Annotated in this window: 29 protein-coding genes; 22 read left to right on the top strand and 7 right to left on the bottom strand. The window is 46.9% G+C overall.

What is annotated here, in order from left to right; genetic code table 11:
• The first annotated feature begins 170 nt into the window (after nucleotides 1-170).
• From E5358_RS14605 to E5358_RS14590, 4 genes are all read left to right on the top strand, one after another.
• The gene (locus E5358_RS14605) at nucleotides 171-494 is read left to right on the top strand and encodes a hypothetical protein (RefSeq protein WP_135940894.1); all 324 of its coding nucleotides are present in this window, start codon (nucleotides 171-173) and stop codon (nucleotides 492-494) included.
• 304 nt (nucleotides 495-798) lie between these two features.
• Nucleotides 799-1,011 carry a hypothetical protein gene (locus E5358_RS14600; RefSeq protein WP_135940893.1) on the top strand — a complete coding sequence of 71 codons (213 nt, stop codon included), beginning with the start codon at nucleotides 799-801 and terminating at the stop codon, nucleotides 1,009-1,011.
• A gap of 12 nt (nucleotides 1,012-1,023) precedes the next feature.
• The gene (locus tag E5358_RS14595; RefSeq protein ID WP_123486541.1) at nucleotides 1,024-1,470 is read left to right on the top strand and encodes a PcfK-like family protein; all 447 of its coding nucleotides are present in this window, start codon (nucleotides 1,024-1,026) and stop codon (nucleotides 1,468-1,470) included.
• Nucleotides 1,471-1,482: 12 nt separating this feature from the next.
• On the top strand, nucleotides 1,483-2,757 hold the full coding sequence (locus E5358_RS14590) for a PcfJ domain-containing protein (RefSeq protein WP_123486540.1): 1,275 nt from the start codon (nucleotides 1,483-1,485) through the stop codon (nucleotides 2,755-2,757).
• Nucleotides 2,758-2,860: 103 nt separating this feature from the next.
• Here E5358_RS14590 and E5358_RS14585 read toward each other — a convergent pair whose 3' ends face one another.
• From E5358_RS14585 to E5358_RS14555, 7 genes are read right to left on the bottom strand one after another with little or no spacing between them, the layout of a single operon-like run.
• Nucleotides 2,861-3,475: a CatA-like O-acetyltransferase, family 2 gene (locus E5358_RS14585; protein ID WP_123486547.1), complete on the bottom strand. Its 615-nt coding sequence runs from the start codon at nucleotides 3,473-3,475 to the stop codon at nucleotides 2,861-2,863.
• A gap of 60 nt (nucleotides 3,476-3,535) precedes the next feature.
• Nucleotides 3,536-4,318 carry a helix-turn-helix domain-containing protein gene (locus E5358_RS14580; protein ID WP_123486539.1) on the bottom strand — a complete coding sequence of 261 codons (783 nt, stop codon included), beginning with the start codon at nucleotides 4,316-4,318 and terminating at the stop codon, nucleotides 3,536-3,538.
• Between the two features lie 46 nt (nucleotides 4,319-4,364).
• Entirely contained in the window at nucleotides 4,365-4,940 is a 576-nt protein-coding gene (locus tag E5358_RS14575) for a GNAT family N-acetyltransferase (RefSeq protein WP_123486538.1), read from the bottom strand.
• Nucleotides 4,941-4,943: 3 nt separating this feature from the next.
• Entirely contained in the window at nucleotides 4,944-5,336 is a 393-nt protein-coding gene (locus E5358_RS14570) for a TIGR04076 family protein (RefSeq protein ID WP_123486537.1), read from the bottom strand.
• A 2-nt stretch (nucleotides 5,337-5,338) separates the two neighbouring features.
• Nucleotides 5,339-6,055, bottom strand: coding sequence for a DUF169 domain-containing protein (locus E5358_RS14565; protein ID WP_160631428.1), 717 nt, complete (start codon nucleotides 6,053-6,055; stop codon nucleotides 5,339-5,341).
• A 10-nt stretch (nucleotides 6,056-6,065) separates the two neighbouring features.
• Nucleotides 6,066-6,671, bottom strand: coding sequence for a DJ-1/PfpI family protein (locus E5358_RS14560; RefSeq protein ID WP_123486535.1), 606 nt, complete (start codon nucleotides 6,669-6,671; stop codon nucleotides 6,066-6,068).
• A gap of 3 nt (nucleotides 6,672-6,674) precedes the next feature.
• Nucleotides 6,675-6,983: a winged helix-turn-helix transcriptional regulator gene (locus tag E5358_RS14555; RefSeq protein ID WP_277821329.1), complete on the bottom strand. Its 309-nt coding sequence runs from the start codon at nucleotides 6,981-6,983 to the stop codon at nucleotides 6,675-6,677.
• A 177-nt stretch (nucleotides 6,984-7,160) separates the two neighbouring features.
• Here E5358_RS14555 and E5358_RS14550 point away from each other — a divergent pair, with 177 nt between their 5' ends.
• The 18 genes from E5358_RS14550 to E5358_RS14470 all read left to right on the top strand — a co-directional run bounded on the left by E5358_RS14550 (nucleotide 7,161) and on the right by E5358_RS14470 (nucleotide 19,143).
• A complete protein-coding gene (locus E5358_RS14550; protein ID WP_123486533.1) occupies nucleotides 7,161-8,054 on the top strand; it encodes a radical SAM protein in 894 nt (297 codons plus the stop codon).
• A 119-nt stretch (nucleotides 8,055-8,173) separates the two neighbouring features.
• Nucleotides 8,174-8,449: an HU family DNA-binding protein gene (locus E5358_RS14545; protein WP_123486546.1), complete on the top strand. Its 276-nt coding sequence runs from the start codon at nucleotides 8,174-8,176 to the stop codon at nucleotides 8,447-8,449.
• Nucleotides 8,449-8,787: a hypothetical protein gene (locus tag E5358_RS14540; protein ID WP_123486532.1), complete on the top strand. Its 339-nt coding sequence runs from the start codon at nucleotides 8,449-8,451 to the stop codon at nucleotides 8,785-8,787. The genes E5358_RS14545 and E5358_RS14540 overlap by 1 nt, the downstream gene beginning before the upstream one ends.
• A 5-nt stretch (nucleotides 8,788-8,792) precedes the next feature.
• Nucleotides 8,793-8,942, top strand: coding sequence for a hypothetical protein (locus E5358_RS15170; RefSeq protein ID WP_160631430.1), 150 nt, complete (start codon nucleotides 8,793-8,795; stop codon nucleotides 8,940-8,942).
• A gap of 97 nt (nucleotides 8,943-9,039) precedes the next feature.
• Entirely contained in the window at nucleotides 9,040-9,654 is a 615-nt protein-coding gene (locus E5358_RS14535) for a TetR/AcrR family transcriptional regulator (RefSeq protein ID WP_123486531.1), read from the top strand.
• A gap of 10 nt (nucleotides 9,655-9,664) precedes the next feature.
• Nucleotides 9,665-10,453: an exodeoxyribonuclease III gene (locus tag E5358_RS14530; protein WP_123486530.1), complete on the top strand. Its 789-nt coding sequence runs from the start codon at nucleotides 9,665-9,667 to the stop codon at nucleotides 10,451-10,453.
• Nucleotides 10,446-12,578: an SF1B family DNA helicase RecD2 gene (recD2, locus tag E5358_RS14525; RefSeq protein WP_123486529.1), complete on the top strand. Its 2,133-nt coding sequence runs from the start codon at nucleotides 10,446-10,448 to the stop codon at nucleotides 12,576-12,578. Before E5358_RS14530 ends, recD2 begins: the two co-directional genes overlap by 8 nt.
• Before the next feature lie 158 nt (nucleotides 12,579-12,736).
• On the top strand, nucleotides 12,737-13,738 hold the full coding sequence (bla, locus tag E5358_RS14520) for a class A beta-lactamase (protein ID WP_276928849.1): 1,002 nt from the start codon (nucleotides 12,737-12,739) through the stop codon (nucleotides 13,736-13,738).
• A gap of 3 nt (nucleotides 13,739-13,741) precedes the next feature.
• Nucleotides 13,742-14,569: an immunoglobulin-like domain-containing protein gene (locus tag E5358_RS14515; RefSeq protein ID WP_123486528.1), complete on the top strand. Its 828-nt coding sequence runs from the start codon at nucleotides 13,742-13,744 to the stop codon at nucleotides 14,567-14,569.
• A 60-nt stretch (nucleotides 14,570-14,629) separates the two neighbouring features.
• Nucleotides 14,630-14,989, top strand: a complete 360-nt coding sequence (locus tag E5358_RS14510; RefSeq protein WP_276928847.1) for a rhodanese-like domain-containing protein — start codon at nucleotides 14,630-14,632, stop codon at nucleotides 14,987-14,989.
• Entirely contained in the window at nucleotides 14,944-15,648 is a 705-nt protein-coding gene (locus tag E5358_RS14505) for a DKNYY domain-containing protein (RefSeq protein WP_371136632.1), read from the top strand. Before E5358_RS14510 ends, E5358_RS14505 begins: the two co-directional genes overlap by 46 nt.
• A gap of 2 nt (nucleotides 15,649-15,650) precedes the next feature.
• Nucleotides 15,651-16,151, top strand: a complete 501-nt coding sequence (locus E5358_RS15510) for a PH domain-containing protein (protein WP_123486525.1) — start codon at nucleotides 15,651-15,653, stop codon at nucleotides 16,149-16,151.
• Nucleotides 16,148-16,630: an META domain-containing protein gene (locus E5358_RS14495; RefSeq protein WP_123486524.1), complete on the top strand. Its 483-nt coding sequence runs from the start codon at nucleotides 16,148-16,150 to the stop codon at nucleotides 16,628-16,630. Before E5358_RS15510 ends, E5358_RS14495 begins: the two co-directional genes overlap by 4 nt.
• Complete coding sequence (locus tag E5358_RS14490; protein ID WP_123486523.1) at nucleotides 16,627-16,860, top strand: hypothetical protein; 234 nt, start codon at nucleotides 16,627-16,629, stop codon at nucleotides 16,858-16,860. The genes E5358_RS14495 and E5358_RS14490 overlap by 4 nt, the downstream gene beginning before the upstream one ends.
• A complete protein-coding gene (locus E5358_RS14485) occupies nucleotides 16,857-17,231 on the top strand; it encodes an MmcQ/YjbR family DNA-binding protein (RefSeq protein WP_123486522.1) in 375 nt (124 codons plus the stop codon). Before E5358_RS14490 ends, E5358_RS14485 begins: the two co-directional genes overlap by 4 nt.
• 17 nt (nucleotides 17,232-17,248) lie before the next feature.
• Nucleotides 17,249-17,791, top strand: coding sequence for a DNA-3-methyladenine glycosylase I (locus E5358_RS14480; RefSeq protein WP_123486521.1), 543 nt, complete (start codon nucleotides 17,249-17,251; stop codon nucleotides 17,789-17,791).
• Nucleotides 17,792-17,823: 32 nt separating this feature from the next.
• Nucleotides 17,824-18,711, top strand: a complete 888-nt coding sequence (locus tag E5358_RS14475; protein ID WP_123486520.1) for a head GIN domain-containing protein — start codon at nucleotides 17,824-17,826, stop codon at nucleotides 18,709-18,711.
• 189 nt (nucleotides 18,712-18,900) lie between these two features.
• Nucleotides 18,901-19,143, top strand: a complete 243-nt coding sequence (locus E5358_RS14470; protein WP_123486519.1) for a helix-turn-helix transcriptional regulator — start codon at nucleotides 18,901-18,903, stop codon at nucleotides 19,141-19,143.
• The last annotated feature ends 107 nt before the right edge of the window (nucleotides 19,144-19,250 follow it).

Here is a 19,250-nt window from a genome sequence, read left to right as displayed (position 1 = left end):
TAGTCATGTTTGTTAAAAAATGTCTTAAATACAATTAGTTTAAACAACTTCAATATTTCTCATTTGTAAACCATACAAGAGCATAAAAAGTTTAGACAATCCGTCAAGGTGGCCGACAAGAGGTTGAGCGGACTGCCGTGTTTGCGGCGTGATGCCGCCGCAACGTGACGGTGGACGAGCCACTGACACCTTGCGACCGCCTCGCGCCTAATGGCAACGGCGGGACACCGATAACCGGCAACGCCTCCGAGGTCTGCATCGGGGACGCTGCCTCACCTCTGAGACTTATTGCCGTTCCTCCGTGTTCTTTATCGCCGTTGCCTGATAAGGATTTTTACCGTCCGCTCAACCACTTGCCGTCCGGGAACTACGCCACTCGGCATAGACTGTGGCCGTCATCCTTCCTGCGTTGTCTGACAACCACAGACTACGCTGGTCGTGTCGCCCGGTACCATTTTACTATCAGTCAGTGGGGAATTTATTTTCATAGTTGATTATGCGACTGTCCGTTTTGCCGCTATTGCCTATTATTTGAGCGGCGATTTTCAATTCACCGTCCCGGAGTCGTGGCTCCTGTTCATTGTCCAATCAGCCAGCGATTTCACTTGCTTGCCATTGCTTAACGTGTGGCGAAAGGGATATTCTTTTGGCTTTGGAATGAAAAATCTCCACAGCTCCCTGCGGTCGGTAGTATTTTTAATCCCAAGGCCGAACATCCCCCTCTCTCCCGCCACACGCCCTTTGGGTGTCAAGCAAGCAAAACCGATGGTGATATACAAATAAAAAAACGTCGCAACGATGAAAACGAACAGCCACATAAATAGTCAAGGCAAAGCTTCAAGCCTCAGGTTCAACCAAATAAAAAGAACAATCCTTTGGTTGGCAGGGATATTCGGAGCAATAATAGGTCTGACCTTGTGGGCTTTCCTCCGACCGATATTCCGAGGTATCGGCTGGGTAATATCAATCATCAGCGCACTTGTGATAATCTATTGGATAATGACACTCTAAAGACATACGACTATGAAATCATCTGAAAATTTTATCGAGACTATCCGTCAGTATCTTGACAGCCGTGCAGCGAGCGACACCCTTTTCGCTATCCGCTATGCCTCGCCGTCTAAATCCGTAGCCGAGTGCTGTCAGTATATACTCAACGAAGTCAAGCATCAAGGCGTGTCGGTTCTGACCAACGATGAGGTGTATTCGCTTGCCTGTCATTACTTTGACGGCGATGTCAGCGCAGAGGAAATCGGCAAACCCATCAACTGCAAGGTAGTAATCTCCAAAGACCAACTTACCGAGGAAGACAAGGCTCAACTCAAGGAGCAGGCTATGGAGCAATACCGAGAGGAACAACTCCGAGAAATCAGACGTCAGTCAGCACCGAAGGCTCAACCCAAAGCGACCGCCACCGCTCCCAAAGCCGGAGAGGAAATCAATGTTCAACCCAGTCTTTTCGACCTCTAAAACTCCAAGAAGATGAAACCTCGCAATCTCAAAGAAAAACATATAGTGGAACTGAACGGGCGACTTCGCCCGCTCACCACTCCCCAAATGAATTGGGCACTCAATTCAACCATCAACCATTACGGCTACAGGCTCAAATCCGGAATGTGTACCTGTATGAAATGCGGTCACGAGTGGCTGGAGACAAGGAACGGAATTTGCCTATGCCCCGAATGTGGCACTCGGATTGAAATCAAGGACACCAAAGAGCGTGTTATCCGTGACAAGTCCTATTTCAACGTTATCACCACCATTGAGGACTATCAGGTAGTGAGAATGTTCCTGATGATAGTGGAAATGCGCAAGGGAATGAAGGCTAATCCCGCCTATCTTGAAATCGGCAGTTATTGGATTGACAGCAATGGCAAGACTACCGTAGTAGGTTTGCAGAGGACATTGGGACACTACATAGACTGTTTCGCCTTCGGTTCTCCGTTGGAGATAAGGCATGACAATGAGGCTTTCCAGCGCATATCAGATGAATGGGTCTATCCGCGCATCAATGTCACTGACACCATAAAACGCAACGGCTTCAAAGGGAGTTGCCACCATATCCACCCCGTGACGATGTTCCAAGAGTTGCTGACCAACCCCAAGGCAGAGACGCTGATGAAAGCCAACGAGATAGAATTGCTCCGATACCTATGTGCAAGACCAACCTACAAGGTGGACATCGACACCTATTGGAACACCATCAAGGTAGCCAACCGCAACGGCTACGAGGTCAAGGACTCGCAGATGTGGATGGACTACATCAAGATGTTGGAGCGTTGTGGCAAGGACATCCAATCCCCAAGATATATCTGCCCCACCAATCTCAAAGAGGCTCACGACCATTACGTCAAGAAAGCACGTGAGATAGAAGCCAAAGCCAAGAGAGCTGAGGACATCCGCAAGGCTCAGGAACGTGAGGCGAATTTTAAGGAGCAGAAAGAGAAATTCTTCGGCATCCGCATCAATGACGGAGAGATTGAGGTCAAGGTATTGGAGAGCGTTGAGGAATACCGGCAGGAAGCCGAAAGTCAGCACATCTGCCTGTTCAGCGCAGCCTACGACCAGCGTGAGGACAGCCTTATCTTCTCGGCGAGGATAGACGGCAGGATAATCGAGACCATCGAAGTCGACCTCCGCACCCTCAGAGTGGTTCAGTCAAGAGGCGTCTGCAACAAGAACACCGCCTACCACGACCGCATCATCAACCTCATCAACGCCAATGCCCACCTCATCAAAGAAAGAATAACAGCATAATATGTTTGTCATAGTCAGAACGGAGCGACCTCGTGATGAAGTCGCTCCGTTCATTTTGTCAAAAATTTCGGCCGCCAAAAGGCGGCGTTGGAGAATTCTTCAGTTATATGGAATTGATTACATCCTGTAACTTACCGATAAAACCGGCGGCATGGGCGCCATCCATCTGGGTGTGATGGAATTGTAATGATACAGTCAGCCGAGTTTTGAAGAAGCCATTGCGGTAGTGTCCCCATATCAGGAAAGGATTGTTGAATACTCCGCTATACATTCCGACAGCCCCATCAATATCGTATTGCGCCAATGCCGACGTGCCGATAACCATGCTGTCAGCGATGTCATTGTTTTCGCAGGTCTCAGCCACCTTATTGGTCAGGCGCAGATAGTCGACGTTGAAAACGGCGAGGTCGTCGGTATAGGGAATGTCGCATGAACTGACCTCGCCTTTTCGATTGAGCACGATAGTGTTGACGGCTATCGAGTCATAGCGCATCAGTTTGCTGCCGACAGGGAGCAGGTAGAACTCCTTGACCTGCGATGCGGCCCGGCCTATACACCAACACATCAGCATATTGAATTTCAGTCTGCGACGGCGGCTGATACGGCGCAGCCGGGTCACATCGAGCGTCTTGAACAGCGTTACCATCGGCATCGGGGCCTTCATCCACTTTTCGAAGGCGTAAGCACGGGTTGTTTCCACGGGATTGACTTCTTGCATCATCTTTTTTGATGCAAAATTATCACTTCGCTTTCAGCCCGGATAGAAGAAAAGGGACATTTATACCGGAACGGTATATAAATCGGAGTATGGTATCTGGTATTCAGCCAGTTGCTTGGGTGTAATGCCGCTAAAAAGGCGGAAGTCGCGGATGAAATGCGACTGGTCGGAGTACCCGTTGGCGTATGCAATTCCGGCATAATCGCGAGAACCGAGCTGCATCATCCTCAAAGCCCGCTGGAACCGGGCTATGCGTCCGTATTCCTTAGGATTCATGCCGACATATTCGCGGAACAGGCGACCGTATTGTTTCTTGCTCAGACAGGCGATTCCGGCGAGGTTCTCAACCGAAGTTGACGGCGAACGGAGCAACGCGGAGAGCGAAGCCCCGATTCTTTCAATGTTCAACGATGGGATGATTCGTGCGGTTAGCCACTGTTCTATCAGCGATATTGCCGTTTTGGAATCCGCACAATCAAAAATCTGGTCGGCAAGCCGATTCAACTGCTTGTTCCCTATAGTGTAGCCGGAAATCTCCTGATTGTAGAAAGCCGACGGTGGAGTGTCAATGAACATCCCGATGGTATGGGGATAGAAAACCGCGACAACCATTTCCGTGTCGCCGTAAGAGGTAATATTAGCCGGGAAATTCACCTGCCCGCTGATAGTGAATTTATCCTGCCGACATGATAATTCGGGGATGAATAGAGGCGTGCGCCGATGAAAAATCATCTGCGGGCAACCGATAGGATATGTCAGGACGCTGAAAGGCGCATCGCTTTCCAGCACCCAATAGTAGCGCACATACGGGCGCAGTTTCTCCTTCGGTTGATAGATTCTCATTGATAATCTATTTAAGATTTCTTACCATGGCATCCGAATCTGCTGCTTATTCTGTTCTGCGGTCAGCCTGTCGCTCTCTATTGATATGTATGGCATGATAATCTTCTTTTGTCATTAGATAAAATTGTTCGGTACGCCTGTCCCCAAGAGGCGAGACAATATCGGGATTAGTATGGTGATACTTGAATCCGCATTTCTCGCAGACACGTCTTGATTTGTCGTTTCCGTCATAATATCCGCACCATACGGCACCGAGTTCAAGGTCATTGAAGCATCTTGACAACAAGGCTTTTACCCCTTCCGGTATCAATCCTTGTCCCCAATATGGCTTGCCAATCCAATAGCCAATCTCTGCCTCATTTGTTTGCATTTCAGCGGCATGTAAACTGTTGGAGAACATTATACCACAACAACCCACAGGCTCATCAGTCTCTTTCAATACAACGGCATAAGTTTCCGGCGCGGAAAACACAGTCCGGATAATTTCAAGGCTGTTTTCCACGGAAGTATGCGGCGGCCAACCTGCAACCAAACCGATTGCAGGGTCAGAAGCGTACTTATAAAGAGCCTCGGCATCGTCCTCTCGCCAAGGTCGCAGGATAAGTCTGTCAGTTTCTATCATGCTTCATTCATAGTCGATGCGCTCAATTTTGAAGATTACAGGGCGCGTCCCGTCGTTGCAGCATGTGATCATGGTGTTTTCATCGCGCATCCAACCCTTCATGATGGAGCCGCCCTGCAATCCGGCGTAGATGTATCTGGAGATAGCATCCCACGCCTCGGAGCAGAATGGCTTTTTCGGACCACCTGCCACCTCATCAGGATTGCCGTCGGTTTTCACGAGCGTGTCGAGTCCACAGTGCCAGAAGTCATCCCGGACGTCATCACGATAGAACATGAACTCATCGCCCTTGTTGTAGACAGGGCATTTGCCGGAGCAAGGATTCACGCAGTATTGCTGCTGATATTCGGGATAGAGCTTGGTGTCAAGCACAGTGATTTTCACTTTATGTTTCATACCTATGTGTTGTTTATTCTTTTCTTCACTTTGAGCCATGCGGGGCTGCCGGAGATGCAGCATTGCCGCATCGTGTCGCACATCTCCACGAATCGGCTCCTGGGAATTGAGAAACTGAGAATGTCATGGTGGAAGAATTGACGTGCTGAGACATCAAGCATACCGATAAAACAATGTTTGCCGCCTGCGCGGTTTTCGTTGACCATCGTCGTTATTGCCGACGCACAGCCTGAACCCCACGGAGACATCACGGCATTAAGATCCGAGCTGTCATAGTTGGCCCAAGCGAAAAGACCGGAAAGCACGTCGGGCGTCACAAAGAATATCAGACCCTCTATTTCATCGAAATTGTCAAGATTGCCGACCGGCACGATATTCAGATATGGCTTTTCGGACAGACGTGGGTTCAGTGCCGTTATATAACCTCGAACCAGTTCCGGCGACTGTTTGTATTTTTCCACTTTTGAGACGAAGTCATATATACGCTCCTGTACCGGCCCGAGACCTGTGTACAGCTTGCCGCCTCCGCATGTGAGACTCTCGGCGTCGAAAGTTACTGTTTCCCCTTTATATGCCCTATGAAATTGCTTGAACATACAGCCCGCGATATTCCAAGGCTCACTGAGAGGCTTATCGGCATATACCACAGCGAGAGGCAACGGCACAGATGCTCCGAAACACTCCCGATATTCTGCTATGAATTCTGACGGGTTCATCATAAGAGACATCCTATTGAAATAAAGAGCAGAAGCCCTGCTTGTTGAATTGATAGTACATTTCTATACGCTCTTGCGTGTCGTTTTCAAGCAACAGAAGCAACTCCTTTGCAAATTCAAGCGTAGCCGAACCGTTTGCAGTCACAATGCGGTTGTCGCTTACGGCTTGCGTGTGGATGTACCCTTCGGGATTCGTATAGATCTCACCACCCCAAATTTTAAGTTGTTCCAATCCGTTGCCGGTATGTTTCACGGCATTGAGAAAACCATGTTTCGCCATCCACGAAGCTGCGTTACAGATAGCACCGACTGTTTTGCCTTCTTCAATGGCTTTTCGGACTATCGGCACGACTTTGTCAGCGACGGGCGTGCTCCAGCCGAAGCCACCAATCAGCACCAGCGCAGCATAATCGTCGGGCATCGTGTCAAACGCATAGTCCGGCAATGTTCGGAAACCGCCGATAGATTTAATCGGATCCAGTGTCGGCGCTACAATCTTGTTGACATATTTGGGATATTCTTTCAGCGCATACTCATCGGAGGCGATTGCCTGCGCGAGATACACTACCTCATGCGCCGCGAAGTCGGGTAGCAGAATATAAAGAATTTCGTTGCTCATAGTTCATTTCTGTTTTTGGCGGTTTGACATTATGGTGTCGAAGTTGTCGCGGCCCCAGTTGATGAGGGCTTCGACGTGGGGCAAAAGTGTTCTGCCGAAGTCAGTGACGGAATATTCCGTGCGAGGCGGCACATCCGGGAACAGTTCGCGGCGGATTATGCCGTCGGTCGTCAACTGACGGAGAACCTGCGACAGTACCTTTTCAGACACAGACGGGATATTGCGGTACAACTCGTTGAAGCGCACCGGCTCGTTCTCGGAAATCTTCACGAGAACGACCAGCGCCCACTTGTTGCCGAGCCATTCGAGCATCGGGGCGGCCTTGCAATATTCGTAATCCAGTTTTTTTGCCATATACTGTCATGCAAAACAGGCTGATAACGAGTAAAACAAACTTTTAGGTAAGGGTCAAACCTTTCGGTAAGTTGTTGCTTTGGCTCTGACTATCACCTAATTTTGCATTACAAAATTAACAAAAAATATCGAGATATGATATATCCTGAGCTACATTTCACAGGTCAGGTGTGGCGACCTCCATACGAAGCCAGTTCCCAGCTGCTGCAACTGACCTCCGGCTGCACATGGCACAAATGCAAGTTTTGCAGTCTATACCACGGTACACCCTTCCGAATGTCGCCTCTTTCAGAGGTGGAGGAAGACCTTATAGTCATCCGGCAGTGGCAACCACGCGCACGACGTGTCTATCTCACCGGAGCGAACCCTTTCGCGTTGAGTTACAACAAACTCATGGATGTTGCTTTGCTGTTAAGGAAGTATCTTCCGCACATGGTGTCGTTCGGGATGTTCGCCCGCGTAACGGACATTACGTCCAAGACAGTTGAAGAACTGAAGAACCTCCACCATTTGAAACTCGACAGCATCAATATTGGCATAGAGACTGCCCATGACCCGACATTGGAGCGGATGAACAAGGGCTATCACGCCGCCGACATTCTTGAACAGCTCACAAAACTCGACGAGGCAGGAATCCGCTACAATGTATTCTATCTTAACGGACTCAGCGGCAAGGGCAATGGCGAGGCAAGCGCGATAGCGACCGCCGAGGTGTTGAATCAACTCCATCCCTGCATCATCAACATAGTGTCGTTGACAATCTTTCCGGAGTCGCAGTTATATCAGGAAGTGCAAGACGGCACGTATATAGAGGAACCGGAGATAGAGCGACTGATGGAGATGCGGACACTTATCGACAAACTGAATATACGTGTCAACCTGCTCGGTCACCATATCTCCAATACGGTACCAATCACGGGAGCATTACCGGATGACAAAGCCGCGATACTCCGAGAATTTGATAAGGCGATAGCGCAGTTTCCGGAAAAGGAACTGAAAGCATATCGCAGCAGGATATGGCATCTGTGAAGACTCTAATCCTGTTTCCAGCCTGCTCATTTTGGGCAGGCTTTCTTATGCTTATTCGCCCGATTTTTAGTAATTTTGCAGTTATAAAGCGTATCAACCTCAACATAACACCTCGCAATATGACAAAAGCAGAAATAGCAAACGAAATATCAAAATCGACAGGGATCGAGAAAACTGCCGTTATCTCTGTAATCGAACAGTTTATGACTGTTGTAAAAGACAGCCTCGCTCACGGCGAGAACGTATATCTCCGTGGATTCGGTTCATTCATCGTCAAGACCCGCGCAGAGAAAACGGCCCGGAACATCAGTAAGAACACAACAATCATAATCCCGGCGCACAATATCCCGGCATTCAAACCCGCCAATTCCTTCAAGGAAGAAGTCGCAAAATAATGGCATCCAGACGTGCTATAATAGAGGAATGGATGGTGGCGCAGAAACGCCACCATCTTTCCGATGTGCAGGTGCAGATGGCTCGTGAGCTTGGATTCAAACCGGATTCTCTACGGAAGATTGACAACCACAAGCAGGAGCCGTGGAAAACCCCGTTGCCACAACACATTGAGAACCTCTATTTGAAACGATTTAAGCGTGAGCAGCCAGAGGTTGTGAAATCACTGAAACAGCAGCTCCAAGAGGATGCTGCCAAACGAGCCGCCAAGAAGAAAGCTAAAGATACCCGCCGAAAGGCTGCGCAAGAGCAAGATGACCAATCTCTTAATGCAGAATGATATTTATGGATAACGAACATAATGAATACGGTGAAAATCCCGTTGAAGATATGATGACCGATTACGATTATCATATCAATACCGGCGAATTGCCGGAACTTTTCGATGAAGCATCGGTTGACGACTACATCGCCAGCCTCAATGACTGGGATTGAAATATGATATACTACGATTGTTGCATTGACAAGGCCGTCATTATTAAACTCCAAACATAAGCAGCCATCGCCAGAACGAATCAAATACAGTAAAAGCATGACACATAAAGAGATAATAGAGCAATCAAAGAAATTATTGTTGCTTACAGGAGCTAAACTATTCGGTTCCAAAGGATATGACGCAACATCAATATCTGTAATTGAGAAAGACCTCAATCAGACCCGTGGTGCCATTGCCTATCATTTTAAGTCTAAACTGGGACTTTTTGAGGAGACTGTCAACAAATACTATCTCAATCGTGTCATGTTCTCTTCCGTACCGGAAGAATACCGTGGACGCCTGAAAGATTTCTATGTCAAATATGTTTCGATGCTGGAGGAAGAATGTTTGGAAATGATGAATGGCGGGATTCGGAACGTTGCCGGGACATTCCTGAGTCTCGAAGCCGACGCATTAAGAAACTTACCTGATTTCAGAAACAAATGCACAGAACTTAAGCATAGGCAAGCATCGGTGCTGGAACTTGTTGTCGGACGTGCTATTCAGAACGGCGAGATTAAATCGGACATAATCCCGTCTGTGATAGTCGATTTGTTTATGAACGTGGTAATAGGTCAGAATTATCGCTCCAACATCGAGGGTTCCCGATACTATACCGACGGCATGTTACGCCAGTTCAACAGTATATATCGCTTGATTTCCAATCAATAACAAAGGTGCCATGTCAAACAAGACTACCATTATCAGCTGGAATATAAACAGCATCGGCAGACGTTACGACGAACTGAAACAACTCGCTGAAGCATATAATCCCGACTATATTTGTCTTCAAAAAGTCAGGAACAAGACATCTCTCGACAAATTTACGATTCCGGGGTATCACTCGTTGTTCACATTCGATGATTATGGTTCTATGAGTGGGGTCATGATATACACAAGAATCAAGGAGGGAATCGAGCCGATTCTGCAACTTGACTCTATGCCCAAACGCATATTGACTCCGCTATTGAGTGCCGAAGGGCATCTTCAGGTATATGATTGTGGACACTTTAACCTTGCCAATACTTATGTGCCTTTTGCCAATCCTCAACTTGAAGGCGCAGAAGAATATCGCAAGGTGTGGGACGAGCGGTTTCGTAAACTTATAGTTGAACTGTCAGGGAAATTGCCAATTATCATCTGCGGAGATATGAATATCGTACACACGGATAAAGATACCTTTGAGGACAAATACATTCAGAATCGGCCCTGTTTCTCTCAATGGGAAAGAGAGGCATTCGATGCTTTGTTGTCAGAGTCCAATCTGGTCGACGCTTTCCGTTCAATACACCCGGAAGAACGGAAACCTTCCTTTTATGGCAATTTCAGATTTTTAGGTATAGGAAACCGCATTGATTATTTCCTCATTAGTCGTTCATTATTGCCTGACGTTATTGATTGCGATGTGCTGACAGACTTCGGAACGGGTCAGAGTGCGCCCATAATTCTCACGCTGAACGAACATGGTTAAACTGCGGTGTGTTGTCGAGCATATCACTTACCAGAATCAGGGAAACGGCTGGTCGGTGATGAAAGTCAAGGTCAAGGGATATGACAATCTCGTGACCCTGACCGGTTCGTTGCTCGACGTACCCGTTGGTAGCGTCCTTCTCGTTGACGGAGACTGGCGTGTTGATCCGAGATACGGTCAGCAGTTTGTTGCACAGTCATGGATGGAAGTAATGCCCGCTACAATTTACGGCATTGAGAAATATTTGGGCAGCGGTCTGATTAAAGGTATAGGTCCGATATATGCAAAAGCCATTGTCAATCGTTTTGGTCTCGAAACGATAGATGTTATAGAGAACGACATCGAGCGGTTGCTCGAAGTTCCCCGTCTTGGTCGGAAACGGATGGAGAAAATACGCGAAAGCTGGGAGAAACAGAAAGACATCAAGGAAGTAATGGTGTTCCTTCAGGGCTATGGTGTCAGCACCGCTTTCGCCGCCAAGATTTATCGCAAATACGAGAAGGAATCCATTGCCAAGGTAAAAGAAAATCCCTATCAGCTTGCCGATGACATCTGGGGTATCGGCTTCAAGACCGCCGACGGTATAGCCTCCAAGATGGGCTATGAGAAGAACGACCCTCGCCGTTGCCGCAGCGGAATACTATATACCCTCAACGAACTTGCCGAGGAAGGACACGTCTATGCCGAGCCGGAGCAATTAGTTGATGCCGCTGTCAAATTGCTGGACGCTGAGGAATCGCCGGTACGTCAGGCCCTCGCTTCGATGATTGAAACCAACGATGTTGTCTTGGACAACGAGGTAATATATCTGCCTCCATTCTACCATGCTGAGAATGGTTCCGCAAAGCGGTTGCAGTCCTTGCTTTCCGACACCTCTTTGTTCAATGCGGACATTGCGGCAGAACCGAAGGCTGAATATGGCGCTAAGCCGGGCGGCATAGTCTATGACGACGTGCAACAGGCGGCAATCCAAAAGGCTCTTGATTCAAAAGTGATGGTGCTGACAGGCGGACCGGGAACAGGCAAGACTACCACAACACAAGGGATAATCGAAGCCTTCAAAGCCCGGCACATGAGCATTCTTCTTGCCGCTCCCACCGGTCGGGCCGCCAAGCGAATGACTGAAGCCACCGGAATGGAGGCAAAGACTATCCACCGACTGTTGGAATACAACCCGATGGACGGATACAAACGCAATGACGAGAATCCTCTGGATGGTGACGCACTGATTGTGGATGAATGTTCTATGATTGACATTCTCCTATTCTACAATCTGATGAAAGCCATTCCATCGAATATGCGTCTGATACTCGTGGGCGACATCGACCAGTTGCCGAGTGTCGGGGCAGGTAATGTGTTGCGCGACATCATAGACTCCCAACAGATCCCGGTTGTCAGGCTCACTCGCATCTTCCGTCAGGCACAGTCGAGCCGAATAGTTATGAACGCCCATGCTATAAACGCCGGGCAGTTTCCGAATATCAAAAACGGTCTTGACACAGATTTCTTCTTCATCGGTCAGGAGGATGCCGATGATATTGTCAAGCTGATTATCGGACTCGTGCGCGACCGTCTGCCGAAGAAATACGGCTATCCGGCAAAAGAGATTCAAGTATTGACCCCAATGCAACGCGGCACAGTCGGAGCCGGCAATCTCAACATTGAACTGCAAAACGCGCTTAATCCGTCGGGGCCGTCACTTGCACGTGGCGGATATACTTTCCGACAGGGCGACAAGGTGATGCAGATTCGCAATAACTACGACAAGAACGTATTCAACGGCGACATCGGCTATATCACCGCTGTCGATGCCAACGAACGGACTCTGACCGTCACATTCGACAGCCGCCTTGTAGAATACGACATAACCGAGCTTGACGAGATTGTATTAGCATACGCCGTCACAATTCACAAGAGCCAAGGCTCGGAGTTTCCGGTTGTGGTGATGCCTGTGACGATGAAACACTTCGTTATGCTCCAGCGCAACCTCATCTACACCGGCATAACCCGCGCCAAGAAAATATGCGTACTCGTAGGCACCACCAAAGCCCTCGCATACGCCATAAAACAAAACACCGTCTCCAAGCGCAACACCAAGCTGAAAGAGCGGCTAAACGATATATAATGAAGAAGTTATTTTTACTAATCATATTGGCACTGGCATTCACTTCCTGCAGAACGAAGCAAACTTCCATAGAAGTTTCAGGGCTTGTTTCTTGTGAAGGTGATAATCCTGTCCTCGTTCATCCGTTTATCATGAGATTGTCGGATGGTAAAACATTTGTGGGAGATGAGACCGGGCATTACACAGTCAAGGCTGTGAAAGGTGATGCTTTGGTGTTTTCGTATGTAGGAACTGTCAGTGATACCATAAAAGTAGAAAATGAACGGCTTGACGTAAAACTCAAGCTATATATTCCCGGAGAGGATGAATATGTTTATGTGGATTCAATCCGTAGTCTTCAGAATGAGTTGACTTCATTTGTTGAAAATAAAGATGCCCGAATAGGTATTGCGGTTATTATCAACGGCAAGGATACCGTAAGCGTGAATGGTTCAAAGGATTTTCCGATGATGAGTGTGTTCAAGTTTCCGCTGGCATTAGCGGTGGCTAAATGGGTGGATTCAAACGGAATGTCTCTAAACGACAGTATTGCTTTCGGGCCGAAAGCCTTGATAAAAGACACTTATAGCCCGATGCTGAAGAAATATGGCTCGGGATTGTATAAAATGTCCTTTAAGGAACTCCTTGAATGGTCGTTGATTGAAAGTGATAACAACGCTGCGGATTTATTGCTGAAACGAGTCGGAGGTACAGCCTGTGCTACTACATTACTGAAAGATGTAGCGGGCGAATTGGATATTACGATAGGCGCATCCGAACAGAATATGCACCAAGACCCCTATACGAGTTATCTCAATCGTTCTACACCGCTGGCTATGGCTACGTTGTTCGACCGATTTGACACTGAAATAAAGAACCGTTCAAAATCGTTTTCAGATATATCCGTCATGCTGGAACAATGCCGCACAGGTCTTGACAGACTGGCAGCTCCATTTATCGCGACAAATGCCATTGTCGGTCATAAGACCGGGACCGGATTCCCGACACCCGAAGGCAGAATATCGGCAATAAACGACTGTGGCTATATCCATCTGCCAAACGGCACACAATATACAATAGCCGTCTTTGTCGCTGATTCTGCCTACGATATGACGGAGACCTCGAAGATTATAGCAGACATATCGGAAATCGTTTTCAAATCGTTGATAGGTAGCAAATAGTTTATGGGAAAAGTTAAGAACCTGATTGCACTCGCAATCACATCGCTGACACTCTATGCGTGCTCGACCACACATCAAGACAATGGTTGGTATCCGGTGGATAATTCTGATAATATCGAAGGAGAAGCAATCGCAACGACAAATGATTTTGAAAGAGTGTCTCTTGATACAGTGACTGATCCTGACATTGCCTTTATTCAAGGCATCTTGAAACAGGATAGAATTTCCGACTGGACAGATGCAACAGAACAAAGGATCGGCAAACGTATCGGGTTTGTTTACAAGGATTCTGTAATCATGGCTCCCACCGTAAACTGCCGTATAGAAAGAGGCAGTTTCTCAATCAACAGCTCCGACAAACAGCTCATACTTGAAATATACAATTCTCTCGACTGTGATAAAATTGAGCCTCCGTATGTAATGCCTCAGAAGAGCTATGCCACGGCTGAGGGTATGACAATGAGGATTGTCAGCCCTGACCCGGTCAAAATTCCTGTGGATTCTCTCGTTGTGGAATTTACAAACAATAGTAACGCAGATTTGACTACCGGAGAATGGTATCGAATAGATACTAAATCTGATGAAGGAAACTGGATTCAGGCACCGTACTCAAAACAGTATCTTGACCTCTTGGCAAAGGGAACTGAGGTATGCTTCAATGGTATAGGATATTCATTGAAACCAGACGGCTCATTCAGAATGACAGTAAAGTCATGGCTATATGATCTGAGTGATAAGTCTGCCGCTTACCGCCTTGTCAAGACATTCAGTTATCCTCCATATCCGATTCAGAAGAGCGATACGGCATACGTTGAATTTCAAATCAGATAAATATAAATGCTTAAATCAATTAAATTGGCTATATACCTCATAGTTATGACTACATGTGCTATGCAAGCTTCCAGTTGTACTCACAATGACAATATTGTCTCTGTCTCTGCACTGGAATTTGAAAAAGAAATCAAATCTGATTCGGTTCAACTGGTTGATGTCCGCACTCCGCAGGAATACACCGAAGGACATATCGACGGAGCGTTGAACATCAATGTGCAGTCCGATGATTTCAAGGATATGGCTCAGCGAAATTTGTCGAAGGATTCTACCGTGCTTGTCTACTGCCGAAGCGGTCGCCGCTCATTGGACGCAGCCGAGATGCTGACCAACTGTGGTTACAAGGTGGTTAACCTCAAAGGCGGTATCATCGAGTGGAAGGGGGACGGTCTGCCGGTGGTGTCAGAGCAGGAGAATTAACTTTCGCTTGTCTGAATAGTCTAATAAAGAAAACTGCAATGAGAAAGATTCTTTTTATATTAACTATGGTCGCAAGTCTGTCGGCTTCAGTCGCATCAGCTCAGCAACGGTGCGACAGTCATCACGAAGACAGACCATGTTATGAGCATCGAGGCCGACATCATCGTTCGCCATACTTCGTCAGTGAAAATAAGGTCTTTTTTGATGACAGAGAAATCAAGGGCGCTTCGGCTTCGGGGTTCTCCATACTGCGCGACGGTTATGCCAAGGATACATGGAGCGTCTATTATTGTGGCGCAAAAATGGACGGGGCTTCAAGCAACTCATTCAAGGTATTGGGCTACGGCTACGCCAAAGACACGTGGAACGTCTATTATGACGGTTGCAAGATAGATGGCGCATCCTCTGATAGTTTTGATGTCCTTTCCGATTGTTATGCCAAAGATACATGGAATGTTTATTTCGACGGCAAGAAAATCAACGGAGCGTCATCAGACAGTTTTAAGGTACTCAGTGACGGTTACGCCAAAGATACTTGGAGCGTGTATTTCGACGCAGTTAAGATTGAAGGGGCTTCCCCTGAGGGTTTCAAGGTGCTTCGTGACGGCTATGCCAAGGATACTTGGAATACTTACTATTTTGGAAGAAAAATTGACTGAATATGAAAGGAACGACAATCAAACAGCGGGTGGAACTCAGCTCTTATTGCTGGATTATAACATCTCTGACAACCGCTTTTATCTGCGGCATGTTCATTTGCTGCTTAAAAATAGCTGATAATGATATTGCAGTATGGTTATGGGGAGTTGCTGTCGCGGTCTTGTTCCTGTCAGCTTTATGCTATATGCCATTATCCATTTCGTTGGATAATGAAAGCCTGAACATCAACAGGTCCTTGAAAATCAAATCAATTCCATTGACAGAGATTGCGAATGTCAAGCTGTGCGCTCCGACTATGGGCGCAAAACGAATCTGCGGCAGCGGCGGATGGTTCGGATGGTATGGCTGGTTCTCGGAGAAAGACCTTGGCAAGTATTTCGCCTATTACGGCAAAGCCTCCGACTGCTTCCTCGTAACGCTTAAAAACGGCAAGAAATATATGCTCGGCTGCAAGGATACTCCCAAAATGGTCAATGCAATAAACGAAATAATTAATCAATGACAAGAAAATCAATTCTGTCGGTAGCCACGGCGCTGGCAATACTCACCGCATCATGCGGAGGTAACAAGGAAAATAAGGAGACTGCCGACAATCAGCAGAAAGAGACTGTTGCGAATGTGGACGTACATGGTCAGTGGTATCTGGAAAATATCGTTTTCAGTGACTCCGATTATGTACGCCCGTCGGAGAAAGTACCCGGAGTGCGTCAGTATATCGTTTTCGAGGACAGCACTTACTTTATCCAGACCAACTGCAACACATTCTCCGGCTCTTACACGGTCAAAGGTGATTCGATCACACTCGGTGACGGCATGATGACCGAAATGGCCTGCGACAACATGGCTACCGAAGATGCAATTCGCAGGATTCTCCCGAATATCGCCACGGTCTATATTCAGAATGATTCCATCGCACGTCTCGACAGCCGCAATCCGTCGGAATACATCGTACTTCGCAAGGCTCCGATAGAGATAAAATGATACAGATAGGCAGATATAAATTGGGATTCGCACCGTTGTCGATGATAGTTGTTTTCATCGTCCTCTCGGTATGCGCCATTGTCGCGGCGTTCCATCAAGAGCAACCGGAATGGTCTATGCCCTTGTCGCACATCATCATAATCAATGAAGGGATGGCTATACTGGCAACTATGGTTTATGGCATATTCGTTCACTTCGCGATTGCAATCATCAATAAACTACGAAAATGAATATAGAGAAAGTACGGGAATATTGTCTTTCATTACCATTTGCCACCGAAAAGTGTCCGTTCGGTCCGGACACTCTCGCTATGGAGATTGGCGGGAGAATGTTTTGTCTTATGGCCCTTGACGGACAGTGGGATTTTTATAATCTCAAAGTCGCTCCTGATTATGGAGTGGAGTTGTGTGACAGATTTTCAGGAATACGCCCCGGCTACCATATGAACAAACGTCATTGGATCTCTGTGGATTTTTACGGTGATGTGCCGGATAAACTTCAAGAACAGCTTATTTATCATTCCTATTGTCAGACAGCTAAGAAACTCCCAAAGAAGATACAGACCCAGTTTGGTCTCACAGAATTATTGGATACTTTATGAAAGAACGACAGAAACAAATGAAACGGTGCTTTTGGGCGAATCCTAAAAATCCGCTCTATATAAAATACCACGATGAGGAATGGGGACAGCCGGTTCACGATGATTCAAAGTTGTTGGAACTGCTTATTCTGGAGTGCTTTCAAGCGGGGCTGTCATGGGAGTGTGTGCTTAACAAGCGAGAGACGTTCCGCGCAGCTTTCGATGGCTTTGACCGCGATGCTATACTCGCTTACGATGAAATAAAGGTTGACGAACTTATGTCCACTTCCGGAATCATTCGTAACAGAGCCAAAATCAAAGCGGCAATCTCGAACACTTCGGTTTTCAAGTCTATTCAGGAGGAATTTGGTTCGTTCGATGCTTATATTTCAGGCTTCTGTCCCAAAGAGCCTATTTTCGACCATACGTCCACAACCTCCACAATTTCAGATGCCCTGTCAGCCGACCTGCGTAAACGGGGCATGAAGTTTGTCGGCTCTACCACAATCCACGCCTTCCTTCAGTCCATAGGAGTATTTAACTCTCACGAACCCGACTGCTATTTATATCAGGGCAAATAATAACATTATCCCCATATTGTTGTTAAAGTTATATGGCACGATACCCAAACATATTCGCAGGTGGTATGGCTTCCTGCAATCTAAACGGCAGAAATATCTCTATCATTAACGGAGAAGTTTATGTTGATGGAATTCACTATGTTCCGGAATCTGAGGCCGGAACGGGAGAAGACTACAAACCATTTACACCCGGCAAGATGACAGACCACAAGTTCGATGTTTCATCGGATTTCGATTCCATCATATCAAAAGGATTTGTCGATGTGGTATTCACCCAATCTGATAAAGACGAGGATTTTGATGTCAGAGGAAGACTGCCCGAGAACCTTATCAAAAAGATGAATATTGAGGTTTCGGGCGGAACGCTATACATCTCCATGAAATCAGGTTCATACGAAAACGTTGTCGTTAATGGTGAAGCTCCCACAATCTATGTCAGTAACAAGATATTGAAAGATGTATCATCTTCCGGTAGCGGCGATTTTACAGTCAATGGCGACCTGAATGCCATTGATGGATTCACAGTTCGCAACTCCGGAAGCAGCGACTTCAAATGCGGGGTCATAAAAGCGGCTAAGAAAGATGTCACAATCTCCACATCCGGATCCGGCGATATAGAGCTTGCCGGAGTAGAGGCTTATGTTTTCATGGTACACATATCCGGTTCTGCTGATGTTGACTGCGGCACTGCCAAAACGAAGATATGCTCCATTTACATAAAAGGCTCAGGCGATGTGAAAATCAATGGAAGTACGGAATCTGTCAATTTCTCAATAGCAGGCTCCGGAGACATAGACGCAAGCGACTTCAAGGCAGATACAGGCAAAGCCTCCGTTGCCGGCTCCGGCGATATACGCTGTAATGTCGAACGGCTCTCTGACCGAGTCAGAGGCTCCGGCGACATCCATAATAGGTTTTAACCCTCTAATACGAAATAAAATAATGCGGTCGTTCCAGTTTAAGTTGGTGCGACCGTATTTTGTGTTGCAACCCATTTAATTCAGCCCTTTTCGGTCTTTCCCCCACGGATTTTTACAGAAAATCAGCCTGTTTCATTGCGGTTTCAGAATTTATCACTAAATTTGCATAATTCGCAAATCGCATTGACTATGGCAAAGTATATAAACCGAATCAAAGTAGTGCTTGCAGAGCAGCACAAGACCAATCTTTGGCTTGCGCGGGAACTCGGCAAAGATCCTGCAACGGTTTCAAAATGGTGTACGAACACCGCTCAACCTTCACTGGAAACACTTCACGATATTGCCGAGTGTCTGCATATTGATGTTCGCACGCTTTTGAATCCAAATGATTCAGCCATTGCATCAGAGCCGGAGTTAAACTATGGAGAATAGTGATATGCGATTGTTTTTTTTGAACTACAACTTCCGATAATATAAAGATATAGAAGTTGTTTAAACTAATTGTATTTAAGACATTTTTTAACAAACATGACTATGAA

Origin of the sequence: Palleniella muris (genome assembly GCF_004792655.1) — a bacterium.
Classification (GTDB): Bacteria; Bacteroidota; Bacteroidia; order Bacteroidales; family Bacteroidaceae; genus Prevotella; species Prevotella muris_A.
This window is presented reverse-complemented; position numbering and strand designations above follow the sequence as displayed.

Bases quoted from the DNA above. Each gene is read 5' to 3' on its own strand.
- E5358_RS14600 (WP_135940893.1), top strand. From the start codon at position 799: ATGAAAACGAACAGCCACATAAATAGTCAAGGCAAAGCTTCAAGCCTC.
- E5358_RS14595 (WP_123486541.1), top strand. From the start codon at position 1,024: ATGAAATCATCTGAAAATTTTATCGAGACTATCCGTCAGTATCTTGAC.
- E5358_RS14590 (WP_123486540.1), top strand. From the start codon at position 1,483: ATGAAACCTCGCAATCTCAAAGAAAAACATATAGTGGAACTGAACGGG.
- E5358_RS14585 (WP_123486547.1), bottom strand. From the start codon at position 3,475: ATGCAAGAAGTCAATCCCGTGGAAACAACCCGTGCTTACGCCTTCGAA.
- E5358_RS14580 (WP_123486539.1), bottom strand. From the start codon at position 4,318: ATGAGAATCTATCAACCGAAGGAGAAACTGCGCCCGTATGTGCGCTAC.
- E5358_RS14575 (WP_123486538.1), bottom strand. From the start codon at position 4,940: ATGATAGAAACTGACAGACTTATCCTGCGACCTTGGCGAGAGGACGAT.
- E5358_RS14570 (WP_123486537.1), bottom strand. From the start codon at position 5,336: ATGAAACATAAAGTGAAAATCACTGTGCTTGACACCAAGCTCTATCCC.
- E5358_RS14565 (WP_160631428.1), bottom strand. From the start codon at position 6,055: ATGATGAACCCGTCAGAATTCATAGCAGAATATCGGGAGTGTTTCGGA.
- E5358_RS14560 (WP_123486535.1), bottom strand. From the start codon at position 6,671: ATGAGCAACGAAATTCTTTATATTCTGCTACCCGACTTCGCGGCGCAT.
- E5358_RS14555 (WP_277821329.1), bottom strand. From the start codon at position 6,983: ATGCTCGAATGGCTCGGCAACAAGTGGGCGCTGGTCGTTCTCGTGAAG.
- E5358_RS14550 (WP_123486533.1), top strand. From the start codon at position 7,161: ATGATATATCCTGAGCTACATTTCACAGGTCAGGTGTGGCGACCTCCA.
- E5358_RS14545 (WP_123486546.1), top strand. From the start codon at position 8,174: ATGACAAAAGCAGAAATAGCAAACGAAATATCAAAATCGACAGGGATC.
- E5358_RS14540 (WP_123486532.1), top strand. From the start codon at position 8,449: ATGGCATCCAGACGTGCTATAATAGAGGAATGGATGGTGGCGCAGAAA.
- E5358_RS15170 (WP_160631430.1), top strand. From the start codon at position 8,793: ATGGATAACGAACATAATGAATACGGTGAAAATCCCGTTGAAGATATG.
- E5358_RS14535 (WP_123486531.1), top strand. From the start codon at position 9,040: ATGACACATAAAGAGATAATAGAGCAATCAAAGAAATTATTGTTGCTT.
- E5358_RS14530 (WP_123486530.1), top strand. From the start codon at position 9,665: ATGTCAAACAAGACTACCATTATCAGCTGGAATATAAACAGCATCGGC.
- recD2 (WP_123486529.1), top strand. From the start codon at position 10,446: ATGGTTAAACTGCGGTGTGTTGTCGAGCATATCACTTACCAGAATCAG.
- E5358_RS14515 (WP_123486528.1), top strand. From the start codon at position 13,742: ATGGGAAAAGTTAAGAACCTGATTGCACTCGCAATCACATCGCTGACA.
- E5358_RS14510 (WP_276928847.1), top strand. From the start codon at position 14,630: ATGCAAGCTTCCAGTTGTACTCACAATGACAATATTGTCTCTGTCTCT.
- E5358_RS15510 (WP_123486525.1), top strand. From the start codon at position 15,651: ATGAAAGGAACGACAATCAAACAGCGGGTGGAACTCAGCTCTTATTGC.
- E5358_RS14495 (WP_123486524.1), top strand. From the start codon at position 16,148: ATGACAAGAAAATCAATTCTGTCGGTAGCCACGGCGCTGGCAATACTC.
- E5358_RS14490 (WP_123486523.1), top strand. From the start codon at position 16,627: ATGATACAGATAGGCAGATATAAATTGGGATTCGCACCGTTGTCGATG.
- E5358_RS14485 (WP_123486522.1), top strand. From the start codon at position 16,857: ATGAATATAGAGAAAGTACGGGAATATTGTCTTTCATTACCATTTGCC.
- E5358_RS14480 (WP_123486521.1), top strand. From the start codon at position 17,249: ATGAAACGGTGCTTTTGGGCGAATCCTAAAAATCCGCTCTATATAAAA.
- E5358_RS14475 (WP_123486520.1), top strand. From the start codon at position 17,824: ATGGCACGATACCCAAACATATTCGCAGGTGGTATGGCTTCCTGCAAT.
- E5358_RS14470 (WP_123486519.1), top strand. From the start codon at position 18,901: ATGGCAAAGTATATAAACCGAATCAAAGTAGTGCTTGCAGAGCAGCAC.